At 66.0% G+C, this 23,027-nt stretch carries 31 protein-coding genes and 2 tRNA genes; 17 read left to right on the top strand and 16 right to left on the bottom strand.

What is annotated here, in order from left to right:
• The 4 genes from ACN6O8_RS25790 to ACN6O8_RS25805 form a co-directional block, all read right to left on the bottom strand.
• The coding region (locus tag ACN6O8_RS25790) for a phage tail protein (RefSeq protein WP_427993807.1) at positions 1-614 on the bottom strand (614 nt) is incomplete at its 3' end.
• A 1,254-nt stretch (positions 615-1,868) separates the two neighbouring features.
• Complete coding sequence (locus ACN6O8_RS25795; RefSeq protein WP_051429004.1) at positions 1,869-2,264, bottom strand: hypothetical protein; 396 nt, start codon at positions 2,262-2,264, stop codon at positions 1,869-1,871.
• Between the two features lie 2 nt (positions 2,265-2,266).
• Positions 2,267-2,740 (bottom strand): hypothetical protein, encoded by a 474-nt coding sequence (locus ACN6O8_RS25800; protein ID WP_427993808.1) that lies wholly within the window; start codon positions 2,738-2,740, stop codon positions 2,267-2,269.
• Positions 2,741-3,735: 995 nt separating this feature from the next.
• The gene (locus tag ACN6O8_RS25805; RefSeq protein ID WP_210815887.1) at positions 3,736-4,296 is read right to left on the bottom strand and encodes a hypothetical protein; all 561 of its coding nucleotides are present in this window, start codon (positions 4,294-4,296) and stop codon (positions 3,736-3,738) included.
• A 121-nt stretch (positions 4,297-4,417) separates the two neighbouring features.
• Here ACN6O8_RS25805 and ACN6O8_RS25810 point away from each other — a divergent pair, with 121 nt between their 5' ends.
• Complete coding sequence (locus ACN6O8_RS25810) at positions 4,418-4,621, top strand: hypothetical protein (protein WP_427993809.1); 204 nt, start codon at positions 4,418-4,420, stop codon at positions 4,619-4,621.
• Positions 4,622-4,631: 10 nt separating this feature from the next.
• Here ACN6O8_RS25810 and ACN6O8_RS25815 read toward each other — a convergent pair whose 3' ends face one another.
• Positions 4,632-4,937: a Cro/CI family transcriptional regulator gene (locus tag ACN6O8_RS25815; RefSeq protein WP_427993810.1), complete on the bottom strand. Its 306-nt coding sequence runs from the start codon at positions 4,935-4,937 to the stop codon at positions 4,632-4,634.
• Between the two features lie 77 nt (positions 4,938-5,014).
• Here ACN6O8_RS25815 and ACN6O8_RS25820 point away from each other — a divergent pair, with 77 nt between their 5' ends.
• The 13 genes from ACN6O8_RS25820 to ACN6O8_RS25880 all read left to right on the top strand — a co-directional run bounded on the left by ACN6O8_RS25820 (position 5,015) and on the right by ACN6O8_RS25880 (position 10,472).
• Positions 5,015-5,371 (top strand): helix-turn-helix domain-containing protein, encoded by a 357-nt coding sequence (locus tag ACN6O8_RS25820; RefSeq protein WP_162176109.1) that lies wholly within the window; start codon positions 5,015-5,017, stop codon positions 5,369-5,371.
• A 63-nt stretch (positions 5,372-5,434) separates the two neighbouring features.
• Positions 5,435-5,806, top strand: coding sequence for an HIRAN domain-containing protein (locus tag ACN6O8_RS25825; protein WP_427993811.1), 372 nt, complete (start codon positions 5,435-5,437; stop codon positions 5,804-5,806).
• Between the two features lie 123 nt (positions 5,807-5,929).
• The gene (locus ACN6O8_RS25830; protein WP_427993812.1) at positions 5,930-6,256 is read left to right on the top strand and encodes a hypothetical protein; all 327 of its coding nucleotides are present in this window, start codon (positions 5,930-5,932) and stop codon (positions 6,254-6,256) included.
• A 3-nt stretch (positions 6,257-6,259) separates the two neighbouring features.
• Complete coding sequence (locus ACN6O8_RS25835) at positions 6,260-6,586, top strand: hypothetical protein (protein ID WP_026382275.1); 327 nt, start codon at positions 6,260-6,262, stop codon at positions 6,584-6,586.
• A 5-nt stretch (positions 6,587-6,591) separates the two neighbouring features.
• A complete protein-coding gene (locus ACN6O8_RS25840; protein WP_427993813.1) occupies positions 6,592-6,810 on the top strand; it encodes a hypothetical protein in 219 nt (72 codons plus the stop codon).
• 14 nt (positions 6,811-6,824) lie between these two features.
• Positions 6,825-7,334: a hypothetical protein gene (locus ACN6O8_RS25845; protein WP_427993814.1), complete on the top strand. Its 510-nt coding sequence runs from the start codon at positions 6,825-6,827 to the stop codon at positions 7,332-7,334.
• Positions 7,331-7,549 carry a hypothetical protein gene (locus ACN6O8_RS25850; protein ID WP_241116050.1) on the top strand — a complete coding sequence of 73 codons (219 nt, stop codon included), beginning with the start codon at positions 7,331-7,333 and terminating at the stop codon, positions 7,547-7,549. Before ACN6O8_RS25845 ends, ACN6O8_RS25850 begins: the two co-directional genes overlap by 4 nt.
• An 8-nt stretch (positions 7,550-7,557) precedes the next feature.
• Positions 7,558-8,097, top strand: a complete 540-nt coding sequence (locus tag ACN6O8_RS25855; RefSeq protein ID WP_427993815.1) for a ParB/RepB/Spo0J family partition protein — start codon at positions 7,558-7,560, stop codon at positions 8,095-8,097.
• Positions 8,078-8,893: a hypothetical protein gene (locus ACN6O8_RS25860; RefSeq protein ID WP_427993816.1), complete on the top strand. Its 816-nt coding sequence runs from the start codon at positions 8,078-8,080 to the stop codon at positions 8,891-8,893. The genes ACN6O8_RS25855 and ACN6O8_RS25860 overlap by 20 nt, the downstream gene beginning before the upstream one ends.
• Entirely contained in the window at positions 8,886-9,794 is a 909-nt protein-coding gene (locus tag ACN6O8_RS25865; protein ID WP_427993817.1) for a hypothetical protein, read from the top strand. The genes ACN6O8_RS25860 and ACN6O8_RS25865 overlap by 8 nt, the downstream gene beginning before the upstream one ends.
• Positions 9,787-9,999 (top strand): hypothetical protein, encoded by a 213-nt coding sequence (locus ACN6O8_RS25870; protein ID WP_427993818.1) that lies wholly within the window; start codon positions 9,787-9,789, stop codon positions 9,997-9,999. The genes ACN6O8_RS25865 and ACN6O8_RS25870 overlap by 8 nt, the downstream gene beginning before the upstream one ends.
• Positions 9,992-10,261 (top strand): hypothetical protein, encoded by a 270-nt coding sequence (locus ACN6O8_RS25875; protein ID WP_427993819.1) that lies wholly within the window; start codon positions 9,992-9,994, stop codon positions 10,259-10,261. Before ACN6O8_RS25870 ends, ACN6O8_RS25875 begins: the two co-directional genes overlap by 8 nt.
• Entirely contained in the window at positions 10,245-10,472 is a 228-nt protein-coding gene (locus tag ACN6O8_RS25880) for a hypothetical protein (RefSeq protein WP_035199289.1), read from the top strand. The genes ACN6O8_RS25875 and ACN6O8_RS25880 overlap by 17 nt, the downstream gene beginning before the upstream one ends.
• Here ACN6O8_RS25880 and ACN6O8_RS25885 read toward each other — a convergent pair.
• Together ACN6O8_RS25885 and ACN6O8_RS25890 are read right to left on the bottom strand one after the other, a co-directional pair.
• Positions 10,469-11,461, bottom strand: coding sequence for a tyrosine-type recombinase/integrase (locus tag ACN6O8_RS25885; protein WP_238892027.1), 993 nt, complete (start codon positions 11,459-11,461; stop codon positions 10,469-10,471). The two genes, ACN6O8_RS25880 and ACN6O8_RS25885, sit on opposite strands and share 4 nt — an antisense overlap.
• A gap of 144 nt (positions 11,462-11,605) precedes the next feature.
• Positions 11,606-11,690, bottom strand: a tRNA-Leu gene (locus ACN6O8_RS25890).
• 332 nt (positions 11,691-12,022) lie between these two features.
• Between ACN6O8_RS25890 and ACN6O8_RS25895 the strand changes: the two genes are divergently transcribed.
• Positions 12,023-12,202: a hypothetical protein gene (locus tag ACN6O8_RS25895; protein WP_427993820.1), complete on the top strand. Its 180-nt coding sequence runs from the start codon at positions 12,023-12,025 to the stop codon at positions 12,200-12,202.
• Positions 12,203-12,287: 85 nt separating this feature from the next.
• On the opposite strand, the gene secG is transcribed toward ACN6O8_RS25895, so the two are convergent.
• The 3 genes from secG to ACN6O8_RS25910 all read right to left on the bottom strand — a co-directional run bounded on the left by secG (position 12,288) and on the right by ACN6O8_RS25910 (position 14,638).
• Positions 12,288-12,764, bottom strand: coding sequence for a preprotein translocase subunit SecG (secG, locus tag ACN6O8_RS25900; RefSeq protein ID WP_427993821.1), 477 nt, complete (start codon positions 12,762-12,764; stop codon positions 12,288-12,290).
• 21 nt (positions 12,765-12,785) lie between these two features.
• Complete coding sequence (gene tpiA, locus ACN6O8_RS25905; RefSeq protein ID WP_427993822.1) at positions 12,786-13,532, bottom strand: triose-phosphate isomerase; 747 nt, start codon at positions 13,530-13,532, stop codon at positions 12,786-12,788.
• Between the two features lie 128 nt (positions 13,533-13,660).
• Positions 13,661-14,638, bottom strand: a complete 978-nt coding sequence (locus ACN6O8_RS25910) for an NAD(P)H-quinone oxidoreductase (protein WP_427993823.1) — start codon at positions 14,636-14,638, stop codon at positions 13,661-13,663.
• A gap of 121 nt (positions 14,639-14,759) precedes the next feature.
• On the opposite strand from ACN6O8_RS25910, the gene ACN6O8_RS25915 reads away from it, so the two are divergent.
• A tRNA-Ser gene (locus ACN6O8_RS25915) sits at positions 14,760-14,847 on the top strand.
• A gap of 17 nt (positions 14,848-14,864) precedes the next feature.
• Here the strand turns inward: ACN6O8_RS25915 and ACN6O8_RS25920 are convergent.
• From ACN6O8_RS25920 to ACN6O8_RS25945, 6 genes are all read right to left on the bottom strand, one after another.
• Positions 14,865-16,142, bottom strand: a complete 1,278-nt coding sequence (locus tag ACN6O8_RS25920; RefSeq protein WP_427993824.1) for a hypothetical protein — start codon at positions 16,140-16,142, stop codon at positions 14,865-14,867.
• 82 nt (positions 16,143-16,224) lie between these two features.
• Positions 16,225-17,151, bottom strand: a complete 927-nt coding sequence (locus ACN6O8_RS25925) for a hydroxymethylglutaryl-CoA lyase (protein WP_427993825.1) — start codon at positions 17,149-17,151, stop codon at positions 16,225-16,227.
• 30 nt (positions 17,152-17,181) lie between these two features.
• Positions 17,182-18,141, bottom strand: a complete 960-nt coding sequence (locus ACN6O8_RS25930; RefSeq protein ID WP_427993826.1) for a Bug family tripartite tricarboxylate transporter substrate binding protein — start codon at positions 18,139-18,141, stop codon at positions 17,182-17,184.
• Positions 18,142-18,214: 73 nt separating this feature from the next.
• Positions 18,215-19,438: a CaiB/BaiF CoA transferase family protein gene (locus ACN6O8_RS25935; RefSeq protein ID WP_427993827.1), complete on the bottom strand. Its 1,224-nt coding sequence runs from the start codon at positions 19,436-19,438 to the stop codon at positions 18,215-18,217.
• A gap of 145 nt (positions 19,439-19,583) precedes the next feature.
• Positions 19,584-20,504 carry a LysR family transcriptional regulator gene (locus tag ACN6O8_RS25940; protein WP_427993828.1) on the bottom strand — a complete coding sequence of 307 codons (921 nt, stop codon included), beginning with the start codon at positions 20,502-20,504 and terminating at the stop codon, positions 19,584-19,586.
• Between the two features lie 60 nt (positions 20,505-20,564).
• Entirely contained in the window at positions 20,565-21,521 is a 957-nt protein-coding gene (locus ACN6O8_RS25945) for a LysR substrate-binding domain-containing protein (RefSeq protein WP_427993829.1), read from the bottom strand.
• A gap of 85 nt (positions 21,522-21,606) precedes the next feature.
• Between ACN6O8_RS25945 and ACN6O8_RS25950 the strand changes: the two genes are divergently transcribed.
• Positions 21,607-22,530, top strand: coding sequence for a carbon-nitrogen hydrolase family protein (locus ACN6O8_RS25950; protein WP_427993830.1), 924 nt, complete (start codon positions 21,607-21,609; stop codon positions 22,528-22,530).
• Positions 22,531-23,027 lie beyond the last annotated feature (497 nt).

A 23,027-nucleotide genomic window follows, 5' to 3' on the forward strand; every position in this document is an offset into this window, starting at 1 on the left:
GCATTTGCAGTGTCAGCGTCAGTTCCGGTGAAACGACGGAACATATCGCGCAGATCCGGCACGCGGAACTGGGTCGCCGAGTAGTCCGTGAACCAATGCGCGCCCCGGTTGGCCTGCCAAACGGCCTCGGTCTTGACGAGGCCCTGCTCCTGCGCGTAGCCCCACAAGCGGGCGTAATCCGTCTTGGACAGCAGGCCGCCAATGGCGTCGACCTCGCTCGGCAGCGGGGAAGCCGTATGCCCGTCCAGCGGTCGACCGCAGAGGGGCGACCTGTATCCCGTGAAGTACGCTCCAGCGACCCAGATCCACACCTCCGAGCACTCTGCCACGATGATCGGCCCTTTGTTCTCTTGCGGCAGCTCGTTGATGGAGTACACCAGGGGCCGATTCGCCACGGCTTGCCCGATGAGGAAGCCGATCGCCTTGAGCAACTGGCCGTGGTCCTGCTCGTCCGGATTCAGCCCGCCGGCGGCGACCACAGCCAAGACCTCATTGGTCAAGGCGTTGCCCCACTCCGCAGGAATCAACGACCCGGCACGGCCGGCGATCGGATCCTCGTTGACAAACCGACCATCCACCAGGCCAACACCCGGGACACTCTTCGGAAAATCCATGCGTTACCTCACTGATACTCGAAAAGGACATGCGTATGCGCAGGCTGATAGCGGCGCACGATGCACTCGATAACGTTGTTTGGGTTCCTTCGAGGTCGCGTACCGACCATGCTTTTCGCAAAGAGCCCTGTCTTTGACCCAAGCCCGGATGCACTCCACTAGCAAAGTCAGCTGCATCGCGGCGGCGGTGATATCCCGCTTGCTACTGAGAAGCTGGTCGCACAGCCAGATGTAGATACGACGCCATTCGTCGTCGACCTGGATCGACGGCGGTGGCATCGGCAGCTCGATTCCGAACTTTGCCGACCGCCAAGGGGTTACGCCTCCCCCGCCTTGGATGACCCCCAACGGGGGCTTTATCTGGTCCATCGTGACTCCATTTCAGATTGAGGGGCCACGCGAGTCGAGTGCTTAGATTTCGATGCGCTAGAGGGGCCGCTATTTCACCCCTCCCCCCCTTTTTCGAACCTTTCCCATAAAAATTCAGCTGGGCGCTCGGTTCCGACGCCGTTCGCCCCGACTTTCGCCCCCCCTACCCCTCCCCGACCCGTCCCCGTATCGCGGGCGCCCCTGCGGGCACCCTTCGCTCGCGGATCCGATGCAGACGTCTGCATCGAGCCTCCTGCCAGGGCCCTCCGGTTGCCGAACGCGCCATCCTCTCTCGCAGTCTTGCGCGAGTGACACGCCCAGCACAGCGCTTGCCAGTTGCTCCGATCCCAAAAGAGAGAACGCGCCTCAACGATTCGCTCCGGCTCGCCGGATGCCAGCGCTTCCGCCAGCCGGTGCGGCACGATATGGTCAGTGACTTCGGCCGCAGTAACTCGCCCACGATCAGCGCAATGGCGACACAATGGGTTGTTGCGTAGAAAGCCCTGGCTGGTCTTAGCCCAGCGATATCCGTACCCCCGGCTGGCGGCGCTGCCGCGCTCGCGATCTTTCTCGCGCGCACGTTCCTGCTGAGCGACGGCATGCCGCTCGCAGTAGCCGCCGTTTCGCACAAGCGCTGCACACCCCGGATGCAGGCACGGTCGAGGTCGGGCTACTGGCATTTGAGACACCAAAAGAAAAGGCCCGGCGTGAGGGCCGGGCCTTGATGTGGTGGAGCGCTTTGACGCAAGCTCCGCAGGAATGTAGCGAATTCTAGGGGGGCTCAGGCTACATCACCTAATTCAGATTGTTACCGAGGCAGCGCTCGCACAGTCGCGACGCAAGCTCCGCAGGAACGTAGCAGATTCTATGCGCGCCCAGGCTACCTCATCTAATTCCAGTTGTTTCACCCCAACGATCCGCGCAGGCTTTTCGCAAACGGAACCACTCCTCGATCCTGAGATCCGCTTGAGCCAGCCGCCGCTGCAATGTGATTTTGGACACGCCCAACTCCTCGGCAATCGCATCGAGAGTGCCCTCGGCTGTGTGCCACACTTTCACGGCCTGCTTCAACTCCTTCGGCAACTGGGCCACGGCGCGGTCAGTCACTCCACACTCGATATCATCGAAGGGGATGTGAGACCGCTTTCGCCCTCCCTGTGCTGCCGCATCCGCAAGCCGGCCCAACACCGATGCCCCTGCACGGCATGTTCCGTTCATCTGCCATCGTCCCCACTGGTCGAGGCGCTCGCACACCCACAGTATCCGCTGGATTCCGCTCATCGCTACAGCTCCCGTCCATAGCGATCCCTTTCGACGATTGCCTGTTGGATTCGCGCGCGGTACTGCTCAGCCGATTCACCTGGTCGGGCGGCGCCGATGCCAACCTCGCGGCCCTTCTGATCCATCAGAGCATGAGACGTCCACCATGCCGGCTCGGTCGCACCTTGCCGCTCGAGACGTGGTGCGGGAATAACGACGTCATCCTTCCAGCGGTCGCCATTCAGCCAGGTCGCCGGATACGGAATGAACTCCATGCTCGTGCGGGCGGCCTTCCAATACGCGATGTGCTTCGGTAAGACGTGCAGCACGGCGCGCCGGTCCGCCGCGCGCAGTTTCATCCACGCTCGCTCGGCGTCCTTCTTTGCCGTCTTGCGCGGCCACAGCGCCCAAAATGTGGAAAAGTCCTGTCCGACGTGGCCTTTTTTGGGCGCGCCATGCGCGAAATTTTCTTGCATGCTCAGAATTAGCTCTGTCATGAAACACCTATGCCTATGTGGAGTTACGGCCTTGCTTCGTTGGTGAGATGGGTGCGAATGGGCAGAGCTCCCCCTAGCCCGTTACGGATAACAGGAGCAATGCCCACCCTTGCATTGCCTCGCCGGAGCCGACGGTATGCATCAGGGCGTCCTGGCGGATGTACGCCCCAGGACTCGACCAGACTGTCAGCACCCGTACCGGCACTCCTACCCGCGCTCTAGTCTTTCGCACCCACGCTGCCCCTTGGGTTCGGTTTGGGGCATTACGCCCAGGGATAACCGCGTATCTAGCCTCTTCGTCCCTGAGCCTCGCGCGCCTACGGCGGCTGGCTTTGCTTCTTGATGTGCATAACTTCTCCGTGCCGCCAGAATGGCGCGCGTGATGGATCTCGACGCCCGGAGGCGTCAAACCGCGAAGGATGGTTGCGAGGAAGCGCGACGAGATACGCACGCGAGCGACCGTCGACGGTCTCAAGGACCGCTATGACGTCGTGATCTGGCGCGTCTGAACACGCCTTCTCGAAGTCGAGGAGGCGCAGCAACTCGTCGCGGCTGATTGAGCGATTGCCGAGCACGTAGTACTCGGCCGGGCCCGGGGGGCCCCGGCCGAGAGCCGGCGGCGCCCGTACCGCTCGCTTTGCGTCCGGCCGCTGTGTGTGTGCCTGCACTGGAGCGCGGCCAAAGAGATCACGCGCCATGAGTCCTTTCCGCCGATTTACTATGATGGAAGGTAGGCACCGCCGCCGGCTTGGAAGCTATGCAATAAACGGCCACATCGCGCCACGAGCCGCCCTCTCGCACTCCTGAAGACACCTGAATGCGGCCGGCGACGCGCAGCTTGTAGCAAGTAACCACGAGCGCACGCACGGGCAGTTCAAGCTCAGCAGCAAGCTGCGCCGCCGTGTATGGGCGCACTGCCAGCCGTTGTAGGACAGCGCGCGCGATCGGACCGACAGGCCTAGCCATGACAGAGGCGCTCCACGCTAGACGACCGCTCATTCATCGGAGCAGCTCTCTGCAGCTCGCATCGTGACGCCCTTGTCCGCAGCTCGCTGCACATTGCGCACCAAGCGCAGTAGCAACTGGACCTCGGCGTGCGCCAGCTCAGCGATTTCATCGGCTTCTCGCGGCGAGATCGCGCGGTCGGCGATCGCTCTCCCGATCACTCCGGAGATCAAGCCGCCCTTTTCTGTGAGCAAAAAGCCCTTCTCGACTATCGCGTTAATTTCGCAAGGCCAGCAGCCACCAGGCGGCGGCGCATCCAGCTCAATAGCAGCCAGACCAAACCTTGCACACAAGGCCTTGAGCCAATCAAGCGCGTAGTCTCTCGCGTGCGCATCGCGCAATACGTACTCGGTGATGAGCTCGGCATCCTCGATAGGCATTCGCTCGGCCGGCGCAGTCCCGTCGAGCCGCTTGTATAGCGTCTTAGCGGCGATCTTGCGGTCGCGATTTCCCTCCGCCCAAATGCAGAAGCCCTGGACGCCATCGGCGGCTCGCCGCAGAGCGTTATAAAGCGCCCCTCGCCAGTGGCCGCCACTGTGACGCTTAGTCATGCAGCCCCCGCGCTGGTAACTCGTTTACGTTCCCGAAAACTCGCTCCGATTCTCGTAGCGCGGCGCCTTCCGCACGCCTACGATGCGAGCTCCAACCCACACATAAGGAGGGGATAGGCAAATGGATCAGGCTCTGAATGGACCGGCCGAACTTTCGTCGACGGAGGCATATATCGAGCTGTGGGTACGGCGCCGGTTGCGTCACGCTCGCCAGATTGTTGAGGCCGAGCTGGGCGAGGTACCGGGAGAGGTGCTTGCGGCAGTCTTTGAACAGATGTGCTTTCACGCACAGCAGCCCGCGGGCACCCAGCAACTGGCGCATTGAGGTCGCTGCGCTACGCATGCGCGCGATCCTTCGGACTGCTAAATAAGCTCCGCTGCTGGCCGCGTTCACCAAGGGCTGTACCTCGAATCACGGACCATTCCACGTCGTGGCACATGTCCTCACAGCGCGCAGCCCCATCGGACAATTTCTCGATCGCGACCGCTCGCTTCGCCGGCACGTAACCGTTGGAGATCCAGTCGTAAACGGAGATTCGACTGACCCTCAAGCCCTTTGCGACTACCGCCACCCCACCGGCGCGCTTGATTGCTGAGCGCACGATCGGCACGCGGTGGTCTCGATCTTCCAAGCTGTCCATTGAATGCCCTTTTGTAAGGTAATGCACGACATTCTATGTCAGCCAACACCTCTCAAGCAAATGTTAGGCTTTGCCCTATGACTCTCGGGCAGCGCATACGCGAATGCCGCACGGCTCGCGGCCTCACGCTTCAACAGGTCGGGGACAACTTCGGCATCAATCGCACCTCCGTATCAGGATGGGAGCGCGATCTAGCGCGCCCGGACCTTGAGAAGATCGTCGACCTGGCGCAATTGCTCGGCACCTCCACGGATTACCTGCTCGCTGGAAGAACTCCAAGCGCAAGCCGACCGACGGAAAGCTGGCCGTTTACACGAGTCAGCCGCGAGGAATTCGAGGCGTTGCCAGCGTCCGAACGATTGATCATTGAGGGTTATGTGCTCCGAGCGGTTGAAGACCACCGCGCAAAAAGCAGCGCCCGCAACGCCGCCTGACAGAGCGGCGCGGCCGCACCTCCGCCTAGTCGGGCCAGATTTTTCCCTTGAAGGTAAGTGAAAATGACCGACGTGAGCGATCGTGACGAGAAGCCAGGAAGGGCCGCAATCGTCGCCGGTACTGGCCACAAGAACGAGAACGGCGCCTCCCGCGCCAGGTTAATCCAACGCCACTGCCGCAAAGACATGGAAATCCAATTGCGGCGGGAGCCCTCAAATCCCTATGACTCGAACGCAATTTCGGTATGGATGCCGGTGCCGAGGTTCTTGTTTTGGGGCACGAAGCATGTCCAGATCGGATACATCAAAAGTCGTCGAGCGAAATCCCTCGCTCCAGTGATGGACAAGGGCGCCAAGGTCGAAGCCTTCGTCCATAGCTTTTGGGCACCAGACGACTTGCTTATCCCTCGCGTCAGCCTGTCCCTCTATTACTGACCCACCACCGCTGAAAGTCAGCCGCGCTCGGCATCAGCCGATTTGTAGTGCATCAATTGACTTTAGGTAAGTTATTACTTTACTCTCCGTGTCGTGTATTGCCTTACACCACCGGAGCTTAAAGTGAACCCCTTCAACGCACCCGACTTACCCACGACCGTGGAGGAGCTGGCCGAGGCCATCCTCGCCCGGATCCGCACCCTCCTCCTGCATGTCCGCAAGCACTGCCTGAAGTGCCGCCTGAATGGTTGGCTTCCCAGCCTCTACACACGGGACGCTATCTCTGCGTTCCTGTCTGGCCTGGTCGAGCTGGCGGCCGACACGCTGCCCCGGCACGCGCTGCACGCCATCGAGTGCGAAGCCCTCGGGGTAATGCACGAGGCCCGGTTCCTCATGCGTGGCACGCGAGACGCGTACGTCAACGCGCTCACGCTCCGCCGGGAGGCCTGAGCCATGGGAGCCAAGTTCAAAGCCTCAATGTGCCTGCTGCTCGCCGCCATGGGCGTCGTCACAGGTGTCGCAGCCCTCTTTTCATGGGCGCAGCTGACCACCACGAACGATCAGCGCCTCCTCGCCGCGGACGATGCGCGGCGCGAGCGCATGATCGCCCGCGCTTGCGCCCCGCGCGGCAAGCTCTGGCGCGAGCCCAGCACGGGCGAGTACGCGTGCATCTACACGAACCCGGACGGCGAGGCGCTGGTCCGGGCTCTGCCGGACGCGCCCTACCTCGACGCCTGGGAGCCGGCCCCCGGCGCTCAGCTCGTAGCCGCCCGCAGGTGATTCCCATGCGATCGCAACCCAGCCGGGATGACCTGTTGCTCGCCCTCCGCGAAACGCGCTGCGTCTACGACCTGGACACAGCCATGTCCATCCCCGCCCTTGCGATCGCGCTAACCAACACGGCGGAGGCGTTGGCCCGCCGCAGAGCAGCCCCGATCAAGGACCAGCTCAAGCGCTACGTCGGCAGGGCCGACTGGCGCTCAATCGCCGCCAACGACGACTAGACCAGGATCGCACCATGACAACCAGCTATTCCGATCAAATCTTGCTGGCACTCGCCAAGCATGGCCGTCTCAACTGCCAGCAGCTCGCCAACCAGATCAGCCACGACTCGAAGAAGACGACGCAGCTCGTGAGCTTCATGCGCACCAACAAGAAAGTCAAGACAGACGGCCAGATCGACGGCCTGGCCGCATATAGCCTCACTGACCTCGGCCGCTCGCTCGTCCAACCCATTACTCCGGCGGCGCCTCCCAACAAGCCCACCTCGCTCGATGATCTGGCCGACTCCCACATGCGGCCGGTCAGGCGAGAAGCGGCTGAGTCCGAGCCCCGCGCAAAGTTGCTTGATGCCATGCTGCACGTCGGCCAGGCTCGCCAAGCGGAACAAGGGGCGCCGGCGTTCGGGCTCCTCAACACCGGCGAGTTTCTCATCATCGCCGACGGCCACACGATCAAGATCCCGGCCGAATACGTGCCCGTGATGCGCGCCCAGCTCGGCCGCACCAACGCTGGAGCATTCCAATGACCGCCGGCCACAACGCGCTGCGCGGCCAGGCCAAGCGCCAGATCTCCGCCGCCCGCGCCTTTCTCGCCTCGCTGCAGACGCTCGCACTGCGCTCCGGCACCGCCGCCCATGACCGCGACGAGCTCGCCCAGCAGCTGCTCCGCCTCGAGGCCGAAACCGAGGGCCTCGCCCGCATCGTCTACGCCGGCGCCACGCCGGCCAACCCTCAAGCGTAGGGCACACCATGACCACCGAAACCATGATCGACGTCCCCGCCGAGGCGCCGCAACCCGCAGACTGGGAAGTCACCGAGGAAACCCCTCGCGAGTATCGCGAGGCCCTGTACCCCCGCGACGACGTCATCCCGTCCAAGACCAACCCGCGCAAGCGCTTTGACCAGGAAGCCCTGCAGGAGCTAGCTGGTAGCCTCCGCAAGCACGGCATCCTGCAGCCCATCCTGTGCCGCGAACACCCCACCGAGGCGGGCAAGCTCGAGCTGATCGCCGGGGAGCGCCGGTGGCGCGCTGCCGGCATTGCCAAGCTGACGCATATCCCGGTTCGCATCATCGCGGTCGACGACCTCGAAATGCTCGAGCTGCAGGTGATCGAGAACCTGCAGCGCCAGGATCTGCACCCGATCGAGGAAGCGGAAAGCTACGAGGCGCTGCTCGCAGCGAACAAGGACAACGCCGACTATGGCGTCAATGAAATGGCGGTGCGCCTCAAGAAGTCACGCGCCTACAGCCTACATCGAGGAATTCTGCGTGTCAGGCGATCAAGGTGAGCTGCAGACCGAAGTCGTCGACCAGCTTAACCGCGACAGCCGCGAAGGCTCCTACTCCGTGGCCGCACTATACCGCCATGAGACGCCGGAGACTTATGCCAAACTGCGCAACGCGCTGTCGGGCATGGTTGCGATTTTTGCCCGAGGTACACCACCGGGCGAGTCGCCCGCGATCGACCTGGCGCGCAGAGTTTTGGCCGGTACCGACCACCAACACGCCGACGATATCGCGGTTGACCAATTCGCCACCGCCATGAAAGCCAAGCTCGCCAAGAAGCGAGTCGAGGGTCGAGACGGCTGGAGCGATAAGAGCCAATGCACTGCGGAGTTCCTGTCCCAGCTTCTGCGTGGCCACGTCGACAAGGGCGATCCGGTAGACGTGGGCAATCTGGCCATGATGCTGCAGCAGCGTGGCGAGGCCATCGCGCCGGCCGAGGATGACGAACGCGACACAGCAGCGCTGCAACGCTTGTGCGACACGCTGAGCAAGATCGTGCACAACATGGTCGTCGCAGAGCAGGCGGCGTGGATCGAATGGCAACACGGCGAGGGCGCGGAGGCGGCTATGCGCTGGATCGGCAACGGCCTCGCTGGACCGGGACACATTCCCAACGAAGCGGAACCCTATAGCAAGGAGGCACAGGCCTGGTACGACGCCAACAAGGCGGATCCCTTCCCGGTCTGCCCGTGCGGCCGCCCCTCCAACATCCTGCACATGGGCCGGGGCTATTGCTCGACAGAGCACTACAACGCAGCTATCTCCACCCAGCACGAAGCGGGAGTCAGCCATGGATAAACATCCCAATGACGCCAGCCTCGAGCTGACCAACGACGAAATCGAAGCGCTCGCCCTCAAGCACATAGCCCCGGGATACGAAAGGCTGCGCGCGGTCGTTCCCGAGTTCGCGCCCTACCAGGAAAGCGAGCAATTCCGCCGCGTCAAAGCGTTGCTAGCGGAAGCGCAGCACCGGCTGCGCGCCCCTGCGGGCGAGGATCGGGATATCTGGTTGGTTTGCCTCTCGCGCGAATACTACGACGGAGGCAACTCGCCTCTTTTGGCCGTCCCGACCGAAGCAATGGCCGAGCAAGTTGCGGCCGACCTGCTGCAGTATTGCCGCGACCTCCGCGAACGCATGAATGCCTACGACTGGCAAACCGAACCAGACCCCGAGAAGTCCAATAAGCTCTATGAAGAATCCGAGGCTGTTTTCGCCGCTGCGCAGTTTCCCTATGGCGTCGTGCTTGACCGCTACAACCTGGACGACGGCTTCAATGTGCGGCCATTGACGCTGAGGGGCCCGACAGAAACCGAGGCCAGTGCCGAGCCGCTGGTGCGGTATTGCCCTGGCTGCGGCAGCGTAGGGCCGGTCGGGGACGAGTATCGCGACTGCTGCCCCGATGGCGGCGAAGCCCGCATCATCCCCGCGCCGCTCGCGGAGAAGTGCCGCGACACGTTCAAGATTGCAGTGAAGGCGCTACGCGCCGATGCCGCAGCGAACGAGGCAATGGCGAACCAGGTGCCCGCAGTCACCGAGGAATACACGTTGCGCGCCATGGCACGAAACTACACCGATCGGCACTCATGGGACAAGCTCGATAGCAAGGCGATCACGGCAGCAGCCGACGAGATCCGAGCGCTCCGCGCGGCCCTGGCAGCGCGCGCCCAGTTACCGGAGAGAGGAGACGCCCATGACTGAACTGGCCTCTATCCCCTACCCGCTGTCATGGACGGATCCGCAGGGCCGCGTATGGCACGCCTACTCGATCGAATTCAGCAGCCCTGACGGCACCTATGCATGCCACATATACGCCATCAGCGACGAGCACGCCCAGCTGCAACTCGATGCCCTCAAGGAAACCGGGCGCATCACTGGGCAGACTATTGGAGCCTTTGATGCGTAGCCCTATCGAGGTGACACTGCCATTCTTTACGCCGGTCGGAACGCCTGGCGCGGTTCATCTGGCCTACAGCGAGCGGTACGGCAACAAGGCCCACCTGTCGATAACCGTGGGGCACCTCATCAATGGAAGCACCGCCGACGCGCACTTAACTATCGACAGCCTACACCAGCTGGTCGACGGGCTCGTGGACTGCATCTATACCCTGGAGCGCCGATCGCGACTGGAGGACGGGAATGGAGGTGGCAATGGTCACGCTGCATGAGGCCCAGCTCCGGGAATTGCTCGAGGAGGCGGCTCGACGTGGCGCGCATATCGCGTTTGAGGATCTGACGCTGTACCACCTCAAAGACGCATGCGCGCGCCTGGGCATCAGCTACAACACGCTGCAGAAGCGCATCCTCGAGGGCAAGATCAACGTCGTGGATGGCCGCATCACCGGCGCCGAGATTCGGCGCTATCTCAAGCTCAACTAGTTAAGCAGGGCGGCGATGGTCGACGCGTGCGGGTTGTAGTAGACCATCGCCATTTTGGGATCCTTCCAGCCAAACATCTTGCACAGATCCAGGATGTGCAATTTCTTGGCCAACATGGTCGCCGCGGTGTGGCGCGTATCGTGGAAGGTGAAGCCCTCGAGGCCCGCTCGAGCCCGGTACTTTCGGAACAGGGCGTCAAGCGTGGCCGTGGTCAGGCCCAGCACCCGCTCGTCATCCCATCCCTTTGCTCTCTCAAGAAGCTCGAGCGCGCGCCGAGACAACGGCACGTTGCGCGATTCTCCATTCTTGGTTACTGGCAGGTGCGCGTGCGCCTCGTACACTTTCGACCAGGTCAAGCTGCATAACTCGCCGGCACGCATCCCGGTACGCAGCGCCGTCAACGTCGCAAGCGCCACGGCCTGACTAACCGTCTCGATACGCTGGGCGCGCGGCCGATGCCCCATCTTGCGGAAAATCTTCCGCAGCTCCCACCAGAGAATCACGCGCTCACGGTGTTTGCCTTCTCGCGGCTTGCGAATATCCTTGCAAGGATTGTGCTTGACCCATCCCCACTCAAGTCGCGCCGTTTCAAAAACGGACGAGAGGAGTGTGAGCTCTCGCAACACCGATGAGTCTTTGAGTTTCGCCCCGCGAACATCTCGAAAGTCTGCAATGTGCTGTGGCGTGACGTCGACGATGGGTAGATCCAACGGCAGTCGATAGCTGGGCTTTTCAAATGCGGCCAGGCGGACGGCCTCCCAGCGCTCACCGCGCTTAGTGGGGGAGACCTCCTCGGCATAGCGCCGTAGCGCTTCGAGGAGCGTATGGAGCTCTCCTGGGTGCTTAGTCTTGCCTTCCTTGATCTGGAGCTCGCGGCGGGCACCCCACTCGACGGCCTCGCGCCGAGTGGGAAACACTTGGCTGTCTCTGACGCCAAGGGTTTTGACCTGTGCCCGGTAGCCTTTCGCTGTTTTCTGGATGCTCGCCATGTGTGTGGGGCATTGCCTGGGGCCAATTTGGGGCCGCTGACTGCGAAAAGTTGATTTTTCACAGTCAACGGATTTCAGCCCATTCCCGCAACCCGTTGAAATTGAACGTTATTGATTATATGAGTTCAACGGTTTTCAAATACTTGGTGCCGACGGCGAGACTCGAACTCGCACAGCTTTCGCCACTACCCCCTCAAGATAGCGTGTCTACCAATTTCACCACGTCGGCTAACTTTTATCCAGAAAAGCTATAGCTTCCTGGAAAGTCGAACATTCTATCACGTAATCGACGATTCGCGTGCATCCGCCCCCACCTTGTCGCTCCAGCCCCGCCGCCGGGCGAGCCACGCGCGGGCACAAAGCCCTTACAAGCGCGGCAGGCCATGGCATCAATCTGTCATGTCGGCAGGCAATACTGGCGTCGCCTTGCGCACCCCCGGGACGGCTCCGGGGAATTGCCCCGGATATTCATATGAAAGGGAATTCGTTGGCGCGCATGCCCGGCCGGCTTACGATGCCAGCCATACACAACAGGGCCCAGGCCCATACAAAGGTTCCACCATGCAACGTCTGATCTCCCCCATTCTGGCCCGTCGCCCCACGCTGCTCGCCGGCCCGCGCAGCGCCCGCCGCTACGACGCCGTCGTCTCCCTGCGGGCCTACCGCGAAGCGCGCCAGTGGCGCGAATCCGCCGAACGCATCCTGGCGGTGTCGGCGCGCCACATGCTGCCGGGCGCCTGAACGCGCCCTCCTCCACACCGGCGCCACCATGGGCGCCACCATGAAAAAGGCCGGCTAGCGCCGGCCTTTTTCATGCTGTCGTGCCTTACTTGGCCGGCGTCTCGGCCGGCTTGTCGCCCGTGGCGGCCGGGGCCGACGGCACCGAGGCGTCCGGCTTGGCGGCCGGAGCCGGAACCGAACCGGCGCCAGGCACCGACGACGCACCCGGAACCGACGACGCGCCGGCGCCCTGCGGGGCGGGCGCGGCGCCCGGCACCTGCGGCACCGAACGGTCGGCCGGGAAGTTCTGCATCACGCCGGAATCGACGGCCGGGCCGCTGGTGCCCTTGTGGCTGACATAGGCCAGGCCGGCGGTGGACGCAAAGAAGACCACCGCGGCCCACTTGGTGGCGCGCGACAGGAAGTTGGCCGCGCCGGTGGCGCCGAACAGGCTGCCCGACGAGCCGCTGCCGAAAGCGGATCCCATGTCGGCGCCTTTGCCCTGCTGCAGCAGGACCAGCACGATGATAGCCAGCGCCGAAATCACTTGGACGGCCAGCAGAAGTTTGAGCATCAAGGGCATTACAGACTCCGGAACGGAAACTTAGATGGCGGCGATTCGCAAAAATTCTTCGGCCACGAGCGAGGCGCCGCCGACCAGGGCGCCGTCGATATCAGGCATGGCGAACAAACTGGCGGCATTGGCAGCCTTGACGCTGCCGCCGTACAAAACCTGCACCCGCGCCGCGCCCAGCGCGGCCAGGGCGGCGCGGATGGCGCCGTGGACTTCCTGCGCCTGCTCGGGGCTGGCGGTGCGGCCGGTGCCGATGGCCCAGACAGGCTCATAGGCCAGCACCATGCGCGACACGGCCTCGGCGCCCAGCGCCAGCACCGGCTTGAGCTGGCGCTCGATCACGGCCAGCGTGTTGCCGGCTTCGCGGTCAGCCAGCGACTCGCCCACGCATACCACCGGGGTCAGGCCGGCGGCCAGGGCCGCACGGCCCTTGTCGGCGACCATCTGATCGGTCTCGCCGTGCAGCACGCGGCGCTCGGAGTGGCCGGCCAGCGCGTAGCGGCAGCCGAATTCCTTGAGCATGGCGCCCGCGACTTCGCCCGTGTAGGCGCCCTTCTCATGGGCGCTGACGTCCTGCGCGCCCCACGACACGGCGCTGCCGGTCAGGGCCGAGGCGGCCTGCGCCAGGTACGGAAACGGCACGCAGACACCGATCTCGCAATGGCTGGCGGCATCCGCGGCGCGCAGTTCGGTCAGCAACGCGGCATTCTCGGCCAGGTTGCCGTGCATCTTCCAGTTGCCCAGCACGAGGCGGGCGCGGTGTTCGACTGAAGTCATGGCGCAAATGTCAGAGTGGGTGAACCCGGCGGAAAAGCACCCGCCCACGGGCTGGCCTGGAAATAATTCCAGGCGAAACCCGTGATTGTATCCTGTTGCGCGGCGCCGCGCCGAGCGCCGCGCGTTTCTTACACGGTCAGGATGATTTTGCCGATATTCTCGCCGCCTTCCATCATGGCGTGGGCCTGGGCGGCCTGGGCCAGGGGGAAGGTGGCGTGCACGATCGGCTTGATGGCGCCCTGCTCCAGCAGCGGCCAGGCGCGCTCGCGCAGCGCCCGGGCGATGGCGCCCTTGAAGGCCACCGGGCGCGGCCGCAGGGTCGAGCCAGTGATGGTCAGGCGGCGGCGCATGATCTGGCTGGTATCCACGGCGGCCTGGGCGCCGCCCAGTTGGGCGATGATGACGATGCGGCCGTCGTCGGCCAGGCACTGCATGTCGCGGGCGATGTAATCGCCGGCCACCATGTCCAGGATCACGTCGACGCCGCGGCCGCCGGTGGCGTCCTTGATTTCCTTGACGAAGTCCTGCGTCTTGTAATTGATGCCGCGCGTGGCGCCCAGCGCCTCGACCGCGCGGGCGCGCTCATCGCTGCCGACGGTGGCGTAGACCGTGTGGCCCAAGGCGCGGGCCAACTGGATGGCCGTGGTGCCGATGCCGCTGGCGCCGCCGTGCACCAGCAGGAGCTCGCCCTCGGCCAGGCCGCCGCGATCGAACACGTTGCTCCAGACGGTGAAATAGGTTTCCGGCAGGCCGGCCGCCTCGATATCGGAAAGCCCCTTGGGTATCGGCAGGCACTGGGCCGCCGGCGCGACGCAGTATTCGGCGTAGCCGCCGCCCGCCACCAGGGCGCACACCTTGTCGCCCAACGCGAAACCGCTGGCGGCCAGGTCGCCGCCCACGATCTCGCCCGCCACTTCCAGGCCCGGCAGGTCGGACGCACCCGGCGGGGGCGCGTAGTTGCCCTTGCGCTGAAACACGTCGGGACGGTTGACGCCCGCGGCGCTGACCTTGATCAGCACTTCGCCCTGGCCGGCTTCGGGCGTGGGACGTTCGGCGGGAACCAGGACCTCGGGGCCGCCCGGGCGTGAGATTTCTACACAGTGCATCGCGTGCCTCCTTCGCAGCAAATGGATTATTATTGCGCCCTTTACGGCAAGTCGCGGGTTCGTCGGGTAGAGTGTTTGCCTGGCGGCCGGATTGCCGCCCCCGCAGTACCGTGCGGCACCAGGAAGCGTGGCAGAGTGGTCGATTGCACCGGTCTTGAAAACCGGCAACGGGCAACCGTTCGTGAGTTCGAATCTCACCGCTTCCGCCAGGAAACCGTCCCCCTTTTTATTTATTGATCACGGCGCCATCGCCACGATGCTCGCGGCCGCGCGGCGTGGCCGGCGTCGTATCCGGCGTGGCCGCGTCCAGCGTGGGCGCGGCGGCATCGGGCCGCTGGCGCTGGATCTGCTCCAGCCGCGCCGCCGCCTCGTCGCCCTTCAATTCGGCCACCCGGCCGCGCACGATGGCGTCCATGTACTGGCGCGTGAACGCCTCGCCCACGCGCCAGCCCTCGCCCTCGCGCACGAAATCGAAATCCCCCTCGAACACCTGCCAGTCGGCGCGACCGATGGCCGACAGCAGCCGGTCCCGATACTCGGCCAACAGCCGGCATGACCATTTACCGCCGCCCAGATCCTTGCAGTCGCCCAGCGGCTGCACATTGCGCACCGTGCGCGTATCGGTTTCGGCAGGCAGCCCCATGCGCTCGCGCTGGCGCGCATATGCGGCCTTGCGCGCCTCGCCCGCGGTGCCCTGGTCGAACGCCGCCACGCCCTGCTCGAACGCGGCGGCGAGCCGCAAGGCGCCGGCCGGCTGGCCCACGTCGCGCGGACGGCCCGCATCGTCGAGCTGGCCGTAGCGGGCCCGCACCACGCGAGGATCGGCGCTGGCGATCATCATCTCGCCCTTGGCGTTGGGCCCGATGGTGTAGGCCAGCGTGGAGGCGGCCTCGCCGACCTTCAAGGTGGCGCTGCAACCGCGCGACCGCTCCGGCTTGATGTAGCCCACTTCCCGGACATCCGAAAACGTCGCCAGGTAAAGGTCGGCCGGCGCCGCGCCCCCGGCCAGCGGGTTGCGCGACATCTGCTGGATACGCGAGGTGAACAGGCTGGCGCGCAGGGTTTTCTGCACGTTGGCGTCATCGCATTGCGGCGGCGAGGCCGGCGCGAACAGATACCAGGCGACAGCCACCGCCGCGATGGCGCCGCCGCCCAGCCAGACCCAGCGCGGGCCGGGAAAGGCCGCCCTGAGGACGGCCTGCCGGCTCTGCCGTTCATAGTCCTGGAGCTTGCGCTGCATCAGCGCGTCCATCTCGGCCAGCGCCTGACGGCGCGTGGCGTTGCCAGCGAAGGCGCCCTCGGTTACGGACAATTCGCCCATGGCCCCCAGCTCCGCGTCGGACACGATGCCCTCGTCCACCAGCCAGAACAGCGCCTCGCCCAACGTCGTCCAGGGCTCGGCGGCGGCATCGCCCAGCCGTCGTCGGGCGGCCTCGTGATGATCCTGGCCGATGACGCCATCAGCAAGCAGGCGGTCGAGAAGCGGAGTGGAAGCGAAAGCCATGGATACGCGGCGGCCGGCCGCCAGAACGGGACGGCACATGATACCGCCGGCACGCGCCGCGTCTGCCGGCGCCGGCCTGGCCTCAGGCCGCCAGGGGCGTGGCGTAGGTCTTGGGAATGCCGGCGGCGGCCACCCCGCTGCGCAGCGTCTCCTGCGGCAGCGACGCCGCCAGCAAGGCGCGCGCGGCCAACAGCCGCGGCAGGTCGATGCCGGTGCGGTAGCCCATGCTCTCCAGCATGAACACCAGATCCTCGGTGACGATATTGCCCGACGCCCCCGGCGCGAACGGGCAACCGCCCAATCCACCCAGGCAGGCGTCGAAGGCACGGATGCCCTCATCCAGGCCGGCCAGCGCATTGGCCAGCCCCAGGCCCAGGGTATCGTGCAGATGCAGCTTCACCAGCCGCGCGCCGATAGCGTCCTGGGTGGCGCGCACCGCCTCGCGGACCCCCGCGGGATGGGCGTAGCCGACGGTATCGGCCAGCGCAATCTCGTCGGCGCCGGCGCGCATCACCGCCGCGGCCACCTGGGCCACGCGACGCACCGGCACCGCGCCCTCCAGCGAACAGCCGAACGCCGTGGCCACCGCCACGTCCAGCCGCACCGGCCGCGCCTGCGCCCGCAGCCAGTCGGCGATGGCGGCCACGGCCTGAACCTGGGCGTCCGTGCCCTTGCCGACGTTGGCATGGCTGTGGGTGTCGCTGGCGGAAACGGGCACCGCGACCACATGCGCGCCCGCTTCATAGGCCGCGATGGCGCCCTTCAAATTGCAGGCCAGCGCGCACACGGTCAGGCCGTCGATGCCCAATACCTCGGGCAGCACCTGCGCCGTGTCGGCCATCTGCGGCACCAGCCGCGGCGACACGAAACTGCCCACCTCGATCTCGCGCAGGCCCGCCGCCGCCAGTTGCCGTATCCAGCGCCGCTTATCGGCCACCGCCATCATGCCGCGCGCCATCTGCAACCCGTCGCGCGGGCCCACCTCGCACACCCTTACAGCCTGGTCCATGTCGTTTTCCCCGGTCGAATGCGCCGCCCGCTATTGCTGCACCACGATGCCCGCGGCGGCGATGGTCTGGCGCGCCTTGCCGATGTCAGAGCGGATCAGCGCGGCGAACTGCTCCGACGACACCGGATCGGCCTCCAGCCCTTGCGAGGCCAGGGCGTCGCGCACGTCCGGACGCGCCAGCAGTTTGTTGAAATCGGCGTTCAGGCGCGCCACCACGGCGGCGGGAGTCTTGGCCGGCGCCAGCACGCCGTAATAGGTCACCACGCTGAAATCCTTGTAGCCCAGCTCGGCTACGGTCGGCACATCGGGCAGCGCGGGATTGCGCTTGGGCGAGGTCACCGCCAGCGCCCGCACCTTGCCCGCCTTGATCAAGGAAGCCGCCGACGAGATCGACGAGCCGGCGAACTGCAAGTGCCCGCCCATCAGGTCGGCCAGCGCCGGCGCCGAGCCCTTGTACGGCACGTGCTGCATCTTGAAGCCGGCCTCGTGCTGCAGCATTTCCATGGCGATGTGCACGCCGCCGCCCGTGCCCGAGGTGCCATACGACAACGTATTGGGCGCCTTGCGGGCCGCCGCGATGACCTCCGGCAAGGTTTTGTACGGCGAGCTGTCGGACACCAGCAGCACCATCGGCGTGGTCGCCACCAGCGCCACCGGCACCAGATCCTTGAGCGGGTCGTAGGCCACCTTCATCAGCAGCGGGATCAGCGTCACGTTGTCCGACTGCCCGATGACCAAGTCATAGCCCTGCGCCGGCGCGCGCGCCGCTTCGGCCAGCCCCAGCGCCGTGCCGGCGCCCGGCTTGTTTTCGGGCACCACCGACCAGCCATTCAGTTCATGCAGCTTGTTGCCCATCAGGCGCCCGATATAGTCGGTGCCGCCGCCCGGCGTGGACGGGATGATGATGCGGATGGGCTTGCTGGGATAGTCCTGCGCGTGCGCCGCGCATGCGATGGCCATCGCGGCCACCGCCAAGAGTCTGCGGATCATTGGAAAGTCTCCTCTTTGGTGGATGTCTTGGCGGTCTGGCGCCGCCTCGACGGGGACCGGCGCTACGGCCGGTTCATGCTTTGTTCTCGCAATGCACCACACCCGCGGCGCGCAGCGCCTCGATGCGCGCCGCATCCAGGCCCAGCCCGCGCAAGATGGCTTCGGTGTCGCGGCCCTGCGCTGGCGGATCGAAACGCTTGCCGGCCTTGCGCCCATCGAACTCGATCGGCAATGCCGCCGCCGCAATCTCGCCGCCATCCGGCAACACCGTGGCCAGCAGCGCGCCGCCGGCATTCAAGTGCGCGTCGTGCAGCAGGTCGTGCGGCTGGCGGATCGGCCCGTACGACAGGTTGGCCGCCTCCAGGGCCGCGCACAATTCGTCGGTCTTCCAGGTCTTCAGGATCGCGCCCACGCCCGGCACCAGCCAGGAACGCGCCGCCTCGCGGTCCACGGCCGTGGCCAGGCGCGGATCGGCGGCCCATTCGGGCGGCAGGAATTTCTGCGCGAAGTTGCGCCACTGGGCATCGCCCACCACGGCCACGAACACCCGTCCGTCGGCCGTCTCGAACACGTCGTACACGCCCCATGGCGGTTTGCGCTCGGCGCCGAAGGGTTTGGGCGCGGCGCCGGTCAACTGGTACTGCGCGATGAACTGCGCCACCAGCAGCAGGTTGTTCTCGAACAGGCCGGAGCGCACGTGGCGGCCGCGGCCGGTGACGTGGCGGTCGTGCAGCGCGGCCAACGCGCCCACCACGCCGAAGGTGCCGCCCAGGATATCGTTGACCGACGCCGCCACCCGCTGCGGCGTCTCGGCGCCGCCGTTGATGTAGGCCAGCCCGCCCATCATCTGCACCACTTCGTCGAGCGCGGTACGGTGCTTGTAGGGGCCGGACAGGAAGCCTTTGAGCGAGACGTAGATCAGGCGCGGGTTCTCGGCCGACAGCGAATCGTAGTCCAGCCCGTATTGCGCCAGGCCGCCATCGCGGAAATTCTCGACCACCATATCGGCCTGCAATGCCAGTTGCCGCGCCAGCGCCTGGCCCTCGGCCGATTTCAGGTCGATCGACAGGCTCTGCTTGTTGCGGTTGAAGACCGGAAAATAACCGCTGCCCGAGCCCTTCAGGCGGCGGGTGCGGTCGCCATCGATCGGCTCCAGCTTGATCACCTCGGCGCCCAGGTCGGCCAGCGCCAGGCCCGCGGCGGGCCCCATGATCATGTGGGACAGCTCCAGCACCTTGATGCCGCGCAAGGGCAGTTCGCCGTGGTCCATGAAGGGTGAAGCCGGTGCTGCGGTCATCGACATTTCCTCTTGTCTGCGCCGTGGATCGAGGCCGGGATGCAAGGCCCCGACCGGTACGCCGCCATCATCACGGGCGCGACGGCACGGGAAAAGCGCTCTTTCAGCACCGGGGCATTCTCGTTTGGGAACGTCCGGGTTAGCCCTAGGGCCAGGGAGCCGCCCCCAGGTGCGCCAGCAGGGCGCGCGCCGCTGGCGGCAGCGTGCCGAGTTCGCGCACCGCGATGCACAGCGGCGTGCCGGACCAGGGGCCGGACAGCGCAATGAAGCGGATGTCCGGGCTGGCGTGGCGTGGCTTCAGATACATGGGCACCACCGCCACGCCCATGCCGCGCGCCACCAGGTTGCAGATCGTCTCGTGCGAACTGACCCGGGCGCTGATGCGGCGCGTCACCCCGGCCTGGCGCGCGGCCTGCTCGAACACCGCGCTGATGCCGTTATCGCGGTTCAGCTCGATCTGCTCGTAGGGCAGCAGTTGCGCATAATCCAGGATCTCGCTGTCGGCCAGCAGATGCTGGCCCGGCACCACGGCGGCCAGCTCGCAGTAGCCGCAGGGAAATACCTGCAGGCCCTCGTGGCCGAAGTCCGACCCCATGGCCACGTCGGCGCGCCCCTGCAGCACTTCCTGGAAAACCTGCTGCGTGGTGCTTTCCTCCAGCGCGATCTCGATCTGCGGATAGGCGCGGCGAAACGACTGGATCTGCGCCGGCAGGTCGCCCGACAATGCCGCCACGCTCGCCGCCAGCCGGATGCGGCCCCGCACCCCGGTGGCAAAGCCCGCCATCTCGCGGCGCATGCGTTCCATCTGCTGCAATACCCGCCGCGCATGCTCGGCCAGCGCCTGACCGGCGGGTGTGGCCTGCACGCCCTTGACATCGCGCGCCAGCAGCGGCACACCCAGCGCCTCTTCCATCTCGATCATGCGCTTGCTGACCGCCGAGGGCACGATGTTCTCGCGCGCGGCGGCGCGCGCCAGGCTGCCTTCTTCCAGCGCCGCCAGGAACAGGCGCAGGGAAACCGGGTCGATATCGCGGGAATGGGACGGGGCGGGCAACGGACGCTTCATGGCGGCAAGTGTCCCGCGTTGCGCCGCGCGGCAGGGATCGGGGTTTTCCCGAGCGGCTCGTCAGCGCCGCCCGCCGGCGACGGGCGCCTCGGCTCCCGACCAGTCATAGCCTTGCAGCAAGACCAGCAGACCGCGCCGCGCCACCGCCACGGCCTCGTCCCTCAAGGCATCGGCGCGCCAGCCCATCTCGATGGCGTAGCCCGGCATGGCGACCGGACACGGCAGCAGCCGCAATCCCGCCACCGCCGCCAGGCCGCGCGCCGCATGGGTGGGCAGAGTCGCCAGGGCATCGCCGCCGCGCAACAGGAATGCCAACGCCGAAAAATGCGTGGTGGCGGCGAGCACCCGCCGCGTCAGGCCGTGGCCGTGCAACACCTCGTCGACCGCACCGATGAAGCCGCCCGACGACACCAGCACGTGCGGACGGCGGATGAACTCGTCGAGCGACAAGGCTTGCGCGCCGGGCGCCAGGCTGGCCGGGTCGACCAGACAGGCGTAACCGCCCTGCCCCACGGTCACGCGCCGCAACGCCGGCGCGGTCAGGCCGCCGGACGCGATCACCAGGTCGACTTCGCGCGCCATCAGCATGTCGGCGGCCAGGCGGCTGTGGGTCTGGCGAAAGATCAGCCGCAGGCCCGGCGCCGTCTCGGCCAGCGCCGCGATCGCCTCGCGCCCCAGCGCAATCTCGAAATCGTCCGACAGCCCCAGCGTGAGCGAGCGCCCCGCGAACCCGGCCGCGCCTGGCCGGGCCAGCGACAGGCTCTGCCGGCACTTGTCCAGCGCCTCGCCGATGATCGGCCGCAACTCGCGGGCCCGCAGGCTGGGCGCCAGGCCGCGCCCGGTGCGCACGAACAGCGGATCCGCGTACACGCTGCGCAGCCGCGCCAGCGAGGCGCTGACCGCCGACTGCGTCACGCCCAGCCGCAACGCCGCCCGGCCCGCGCCGCCCTCGTCGTAGATCGCCTCGAACACCTTGAGCAGGTTCAGGTCGGTCGACTCGATATCGATCTGATTCATATCACTTATCGCCAGATAGGATTGATCGATTTTAGGCCGGCGCCGACACTGGATACCCGTCAACCTCTCCATACAAGGAACCCCCATGGCCGCCAAGACCGTCGCCGCGCTGCAGATCGGCGCTTCGCCCGAGGGCAAGGAACACACCCTGGCACGTATCCTCGCGTTCGAGGCCGCGATCATCGATGCCGGCGCCGCGCTGGTGGTCATGCCCGAGGCCCTGCTCGGCGGCTACCCCAAGGGCGAGATCTTCGGCACCCGGCTCGGCTACCGCCTGCCCGAAGGCCGCGAGGCCTACGCGCGCTACTACCAGAACGCCATCGACGTGCCCGGCCCCGAAACCGACACCCTGGCCGCGCTGTCGCAACGCACCGGCGCTAGCCTGGTGATCGGCGTGATCGAACGTGCCGGCAGCACGCTGTACTGCACCGCGCTGTACTTCGACCCCGCCACCGGCCTGGCGGGCAAGCACCGCAAACTCATGCCCACCGGCACCGAGCGCCTGATCTGGGGCCAGGGCGACGGCTCCACCCTGCCGGTGCTGGAAACCGCCGCCGGCCGGGTTGGCGGCGCCATCTGCTGGGAAAACCACATGCCGCTGCTGCGCACCGCCATGTACGCCAAGGGCGTGCAGATCTGGTGCGCGCCCACCGTCGACGAACGCGACATCTGGCAATGCTCGATGCGCCACATCGCCCACGAGGGCCGCTGCTTCGTCATCAGCGCCTGCCAGGTACAGCCTTCGCCCCTGGAACTGGGCGTGGAGGTGCCCGGCTGGGACCCGCAACGTCCGCTCATCAACGGCGGCTCGCTCATTGTCGGCCCGCTCGGCGAGGTGCTGGCCGGCCCGCTGCATGGCCAGACCGGCCTGCTGACCGCCACCGTCGATGTCGACGACCTGGTGCGCGCCCGCTATGACTTCGACGTGGTGGGCCACTACGCGCGGCCCGACGTCTTCACGCTGGAGGTGGACGAACGCGCGCGCCAGACCGTGCGTTTCAGCGGCTGATTTCCGCCGGCCGGCGCCTGCCCGGGCGCGAGACGCCCGGCGCCAGTGGTATAGTCACGGCCGCTGGATACCCATGCCGCGCGCGCGGTTCACCCGGTATCCCATTGCCCCCCGTCAACGGGGTCCGCAATGCCCGAGTGGTGAAATTGGTAGACACAAGGGACTTGAATCCATTTGAGCCCTCCGGAGGAAACTCCAGAGGTGTAGCCCGTCAAACTCGGCGAATGCCCTGGACCCGTTCCGAGCCAACGCCGAGCCAAGCCCGGTTCGAAAGAACCGGGAAGGTGTAGAGAGCAGACGGCGGGCACCTAAGGCCGCAAGGCTATGGTGAAGGCGTGCTCCAGACCACGAACGGCGCCAGACGCGCCGGCGGCGAAAGCCGAAGTGGTACGAAAATCCCTCGGCCGCAAGGCCGTACCGGTTCGATTCCGGTCTCGGGCACCACCCCGCGCCTCCACCGGCCCGCGCTCGCGCGCCCTTTGCCCCCCCGCGTTCCT

The organism is Achromobacter sp. (assembly GCF_050285565.1).
In the GTDB taxonomy this organism is placed as follows: Bacteria; Pseudomonadota; Gammaproteobacteria; order Burkholderiales; family Burkholderiaceae_B; genus Achromobacter.

Excerpts from the sequence above, each read along its gene's own strand:
- ACN6O8_RS25795 (WP_051429004.1), bottom strand. The coding sequence starts at position 2,264 with ATGAGCGGAATCCAGCGGATACTGTGGGTGTGCGAGCGCCTCGACCAG.
- ACN6O8_RS25800 (WP_427993808.1), bottom strand. The coding sequence starts at position 2,740 with ATGACAGAGCTAATTCTGAGCATGCAAGAAAATTTCGCGCATGGCGCG.
- ACN6O8_RS25805 (WP_210815887.1), bottom strand. The coding sequence starts at position 4,296 with ATGACTAAGCGTCACAGTGGCGGCCACTGGCGAGGGGCGCTTTATAAC.
- ACN6O8_RS25810 (WP_427993809.1), top strand. The coding sequence starts at position 4,418 with ATGGATCAGGCTCTGAATGGACCGGCCGAACTTTCGTCGACGGAGGCA.
- ACN6O8_RS25815 (WP_427993810.1), bottom strand. The coding sequence starts at position 4,937 with ATGGACAGCTTGGAAGATCGAGACCACCGCGTGCCGATCGTGCGCTCA.
- ACN6O8_RS25820 (WP_162176109.1), top strand. The coding sequence starts at position 5,015 with ATGACTCTCGGGCAGCGCATACGCGAATGCCGCACGGCTCGCGGCCTC.
- ACN6O8_RS25825 (WP_427993811.1), top strand. The coding sequence starts at position 5,435 with ATGACCGACGTGAGCGATCGTGACGAGAAGCCAGGAAGGGCCGCAATC.
- ACN6O8_RS25835 (WP_026382275.1), top strand. The coding sequence starts at position 6,260 with ATGGGAGCCAAGTTCAAAGCCTCAATGTGCCTGCTGCTCGCCGCCATG.
- ACN6O8_RS25840 (WP_427993813.1), top strand. The coding sequence starts at position 6,592 with ATGCGATCGCAACCCAGCCGGGATGACCTGTTGCTCGCCCTCCGCGAA.
- ACN6O8_RS25845 (WP_427993814.1), top strand. The coding sequence starts at position 6,825 with ATGACAACCAGCTATTCCGATCAAATCTTGCTGGCACTCGCCAAGCAT.
- ACN6O8_RS25850 (WP_241116050.1), top strand. The coding sequence starts at position 7,331 with ATGACCGCCGGCCACAACGCGCTGCGCGGCCAGGCCAAGCGCCAGATC.
- ACN6O8_RS25855 (WP_427993815.1), top strand. The coding sequence starts at position 7,558 with ATGACCACCGAAACCATGATCGACGTCCCCGCCGAGGCGCCGCAACCC.
- ACN6O8_RS25865 (WP_427993817.1), top strand. The coding sequence starts at position 8,886 with ATGGATAAACATCCCAATGACGCCAGCCTCGAGCTGACCAACGACGAA.
- ACN6O8_RS25870 (WP_427993818.1), top strand. The coding sequence starts at position 9,787 with ATGACTGAACTGGCCTCTATCCCCTACCCGCTGTCATGGACGGATCCG.
- ACN6O8_RS25875 (WP_427993819.1), top strand. The coding sequence starts at position 9,992 with ATGCGTAGCCCTATCGAGGTGACACTGCCATTCTTTACGCCGGTCGGA.
- ACN6O8_RS25880 (WP_035199289.1), top strand. The coding sequence starts at position 10,245 with ATGGTCACGCTGCATGAGGCCCAGCTCCGGGAATTGCTCGAGGAGGCG.
- ACN6O8_RS25885 (WP_238892027.1), bottom strand. The coding sequence starts at position 11,461 with ATGGCGAGCATCCAGAAAACAGCGAAAGGCTACCGGGCACAGGTCAAA.
- ACN6O8_RS25895 (WP_427993820.1), top strand. The coding sequence starts at position 12,023 with ATGCAACGTCTGATCTCCCCCATTCTGGCCCGTCGCCCCACGCTGCTC.
- secG (WP_427993821.1), bottom strand. The coding sequence starts at position 12,764 with ATGCCCTTGATGCTCAAACTTCTGCTGGCCGTCCAAGTGATTTCGGCG.
- tpiA (WP_427993822.1), bottom strand. The coding sequence starts at position 13,532 with ATGACTTCAGTCGAACACCGCGCCCGCCTCGTGCTGGGCAACTGGAAG.
- ACN6O8_RS25910 (WP_427993823.1), bottom strand. The coding sequence starts at position 14,638 with ATGCACTGTGTAGAAATCTCACGCCCGGGCGGCCCCGAGGTCCTGGTT.
- ACN6O8_RS25920 (WP_427993824.1), bottom strand. The coding sequence starts at position 16,142 with ATGGCTTTCGCTTCCACTCCGCTTCTCGACCGCCTGCTTGCTGATGGC.
- ACN6O8_RS25925 (WP_427993825.1), bottom strand. The coding sequence starts at position 17,151 with ATGGACCAGGCTGTAAGGGTGTGCGAGGTGGGCCCGCGCGACGGGTTG.
- ACN6O8_RS25930 (WP_427993826.1), bottom strand. The coding sequence starts at position 18,141 with ATGATCCGCAGACTCTTGGCGGTGGCCGCGATGGCCATCGCATGCGCG.
- ACN6O8_RS25935 (WP_427993827.1), bottom strand. The coding sequence starts at position 19,438 with ATGACCGCAGCACCGGCTTCACCCTTCATGGACCACGGCGAACTGCCC.
- ACN6O8_RS25940 (WP_427993828.1), bottom strand. The coding sequence starts at position 20,504 with ATGAAGCGTCCGTTGCCCGCCCCGTCCCATTCCCGCGATATCGACCCG.
- ACN6O8_RS25945 (WP_427993829.1), bottom strand. The coding sequence starts at position 21,521 with ATGAATCAGATCGATATCGAGTCGACCGACCTGAACCTGCTCAAGGTG.
- ACN6O8_RS25950 (WP_427993830.1), top strand. The coding sequence starts at position 21,607 with ATGGCCGCCAAGACCGTCGCCGCGCTGCAGATCGGCGCTTCGCCCGAG.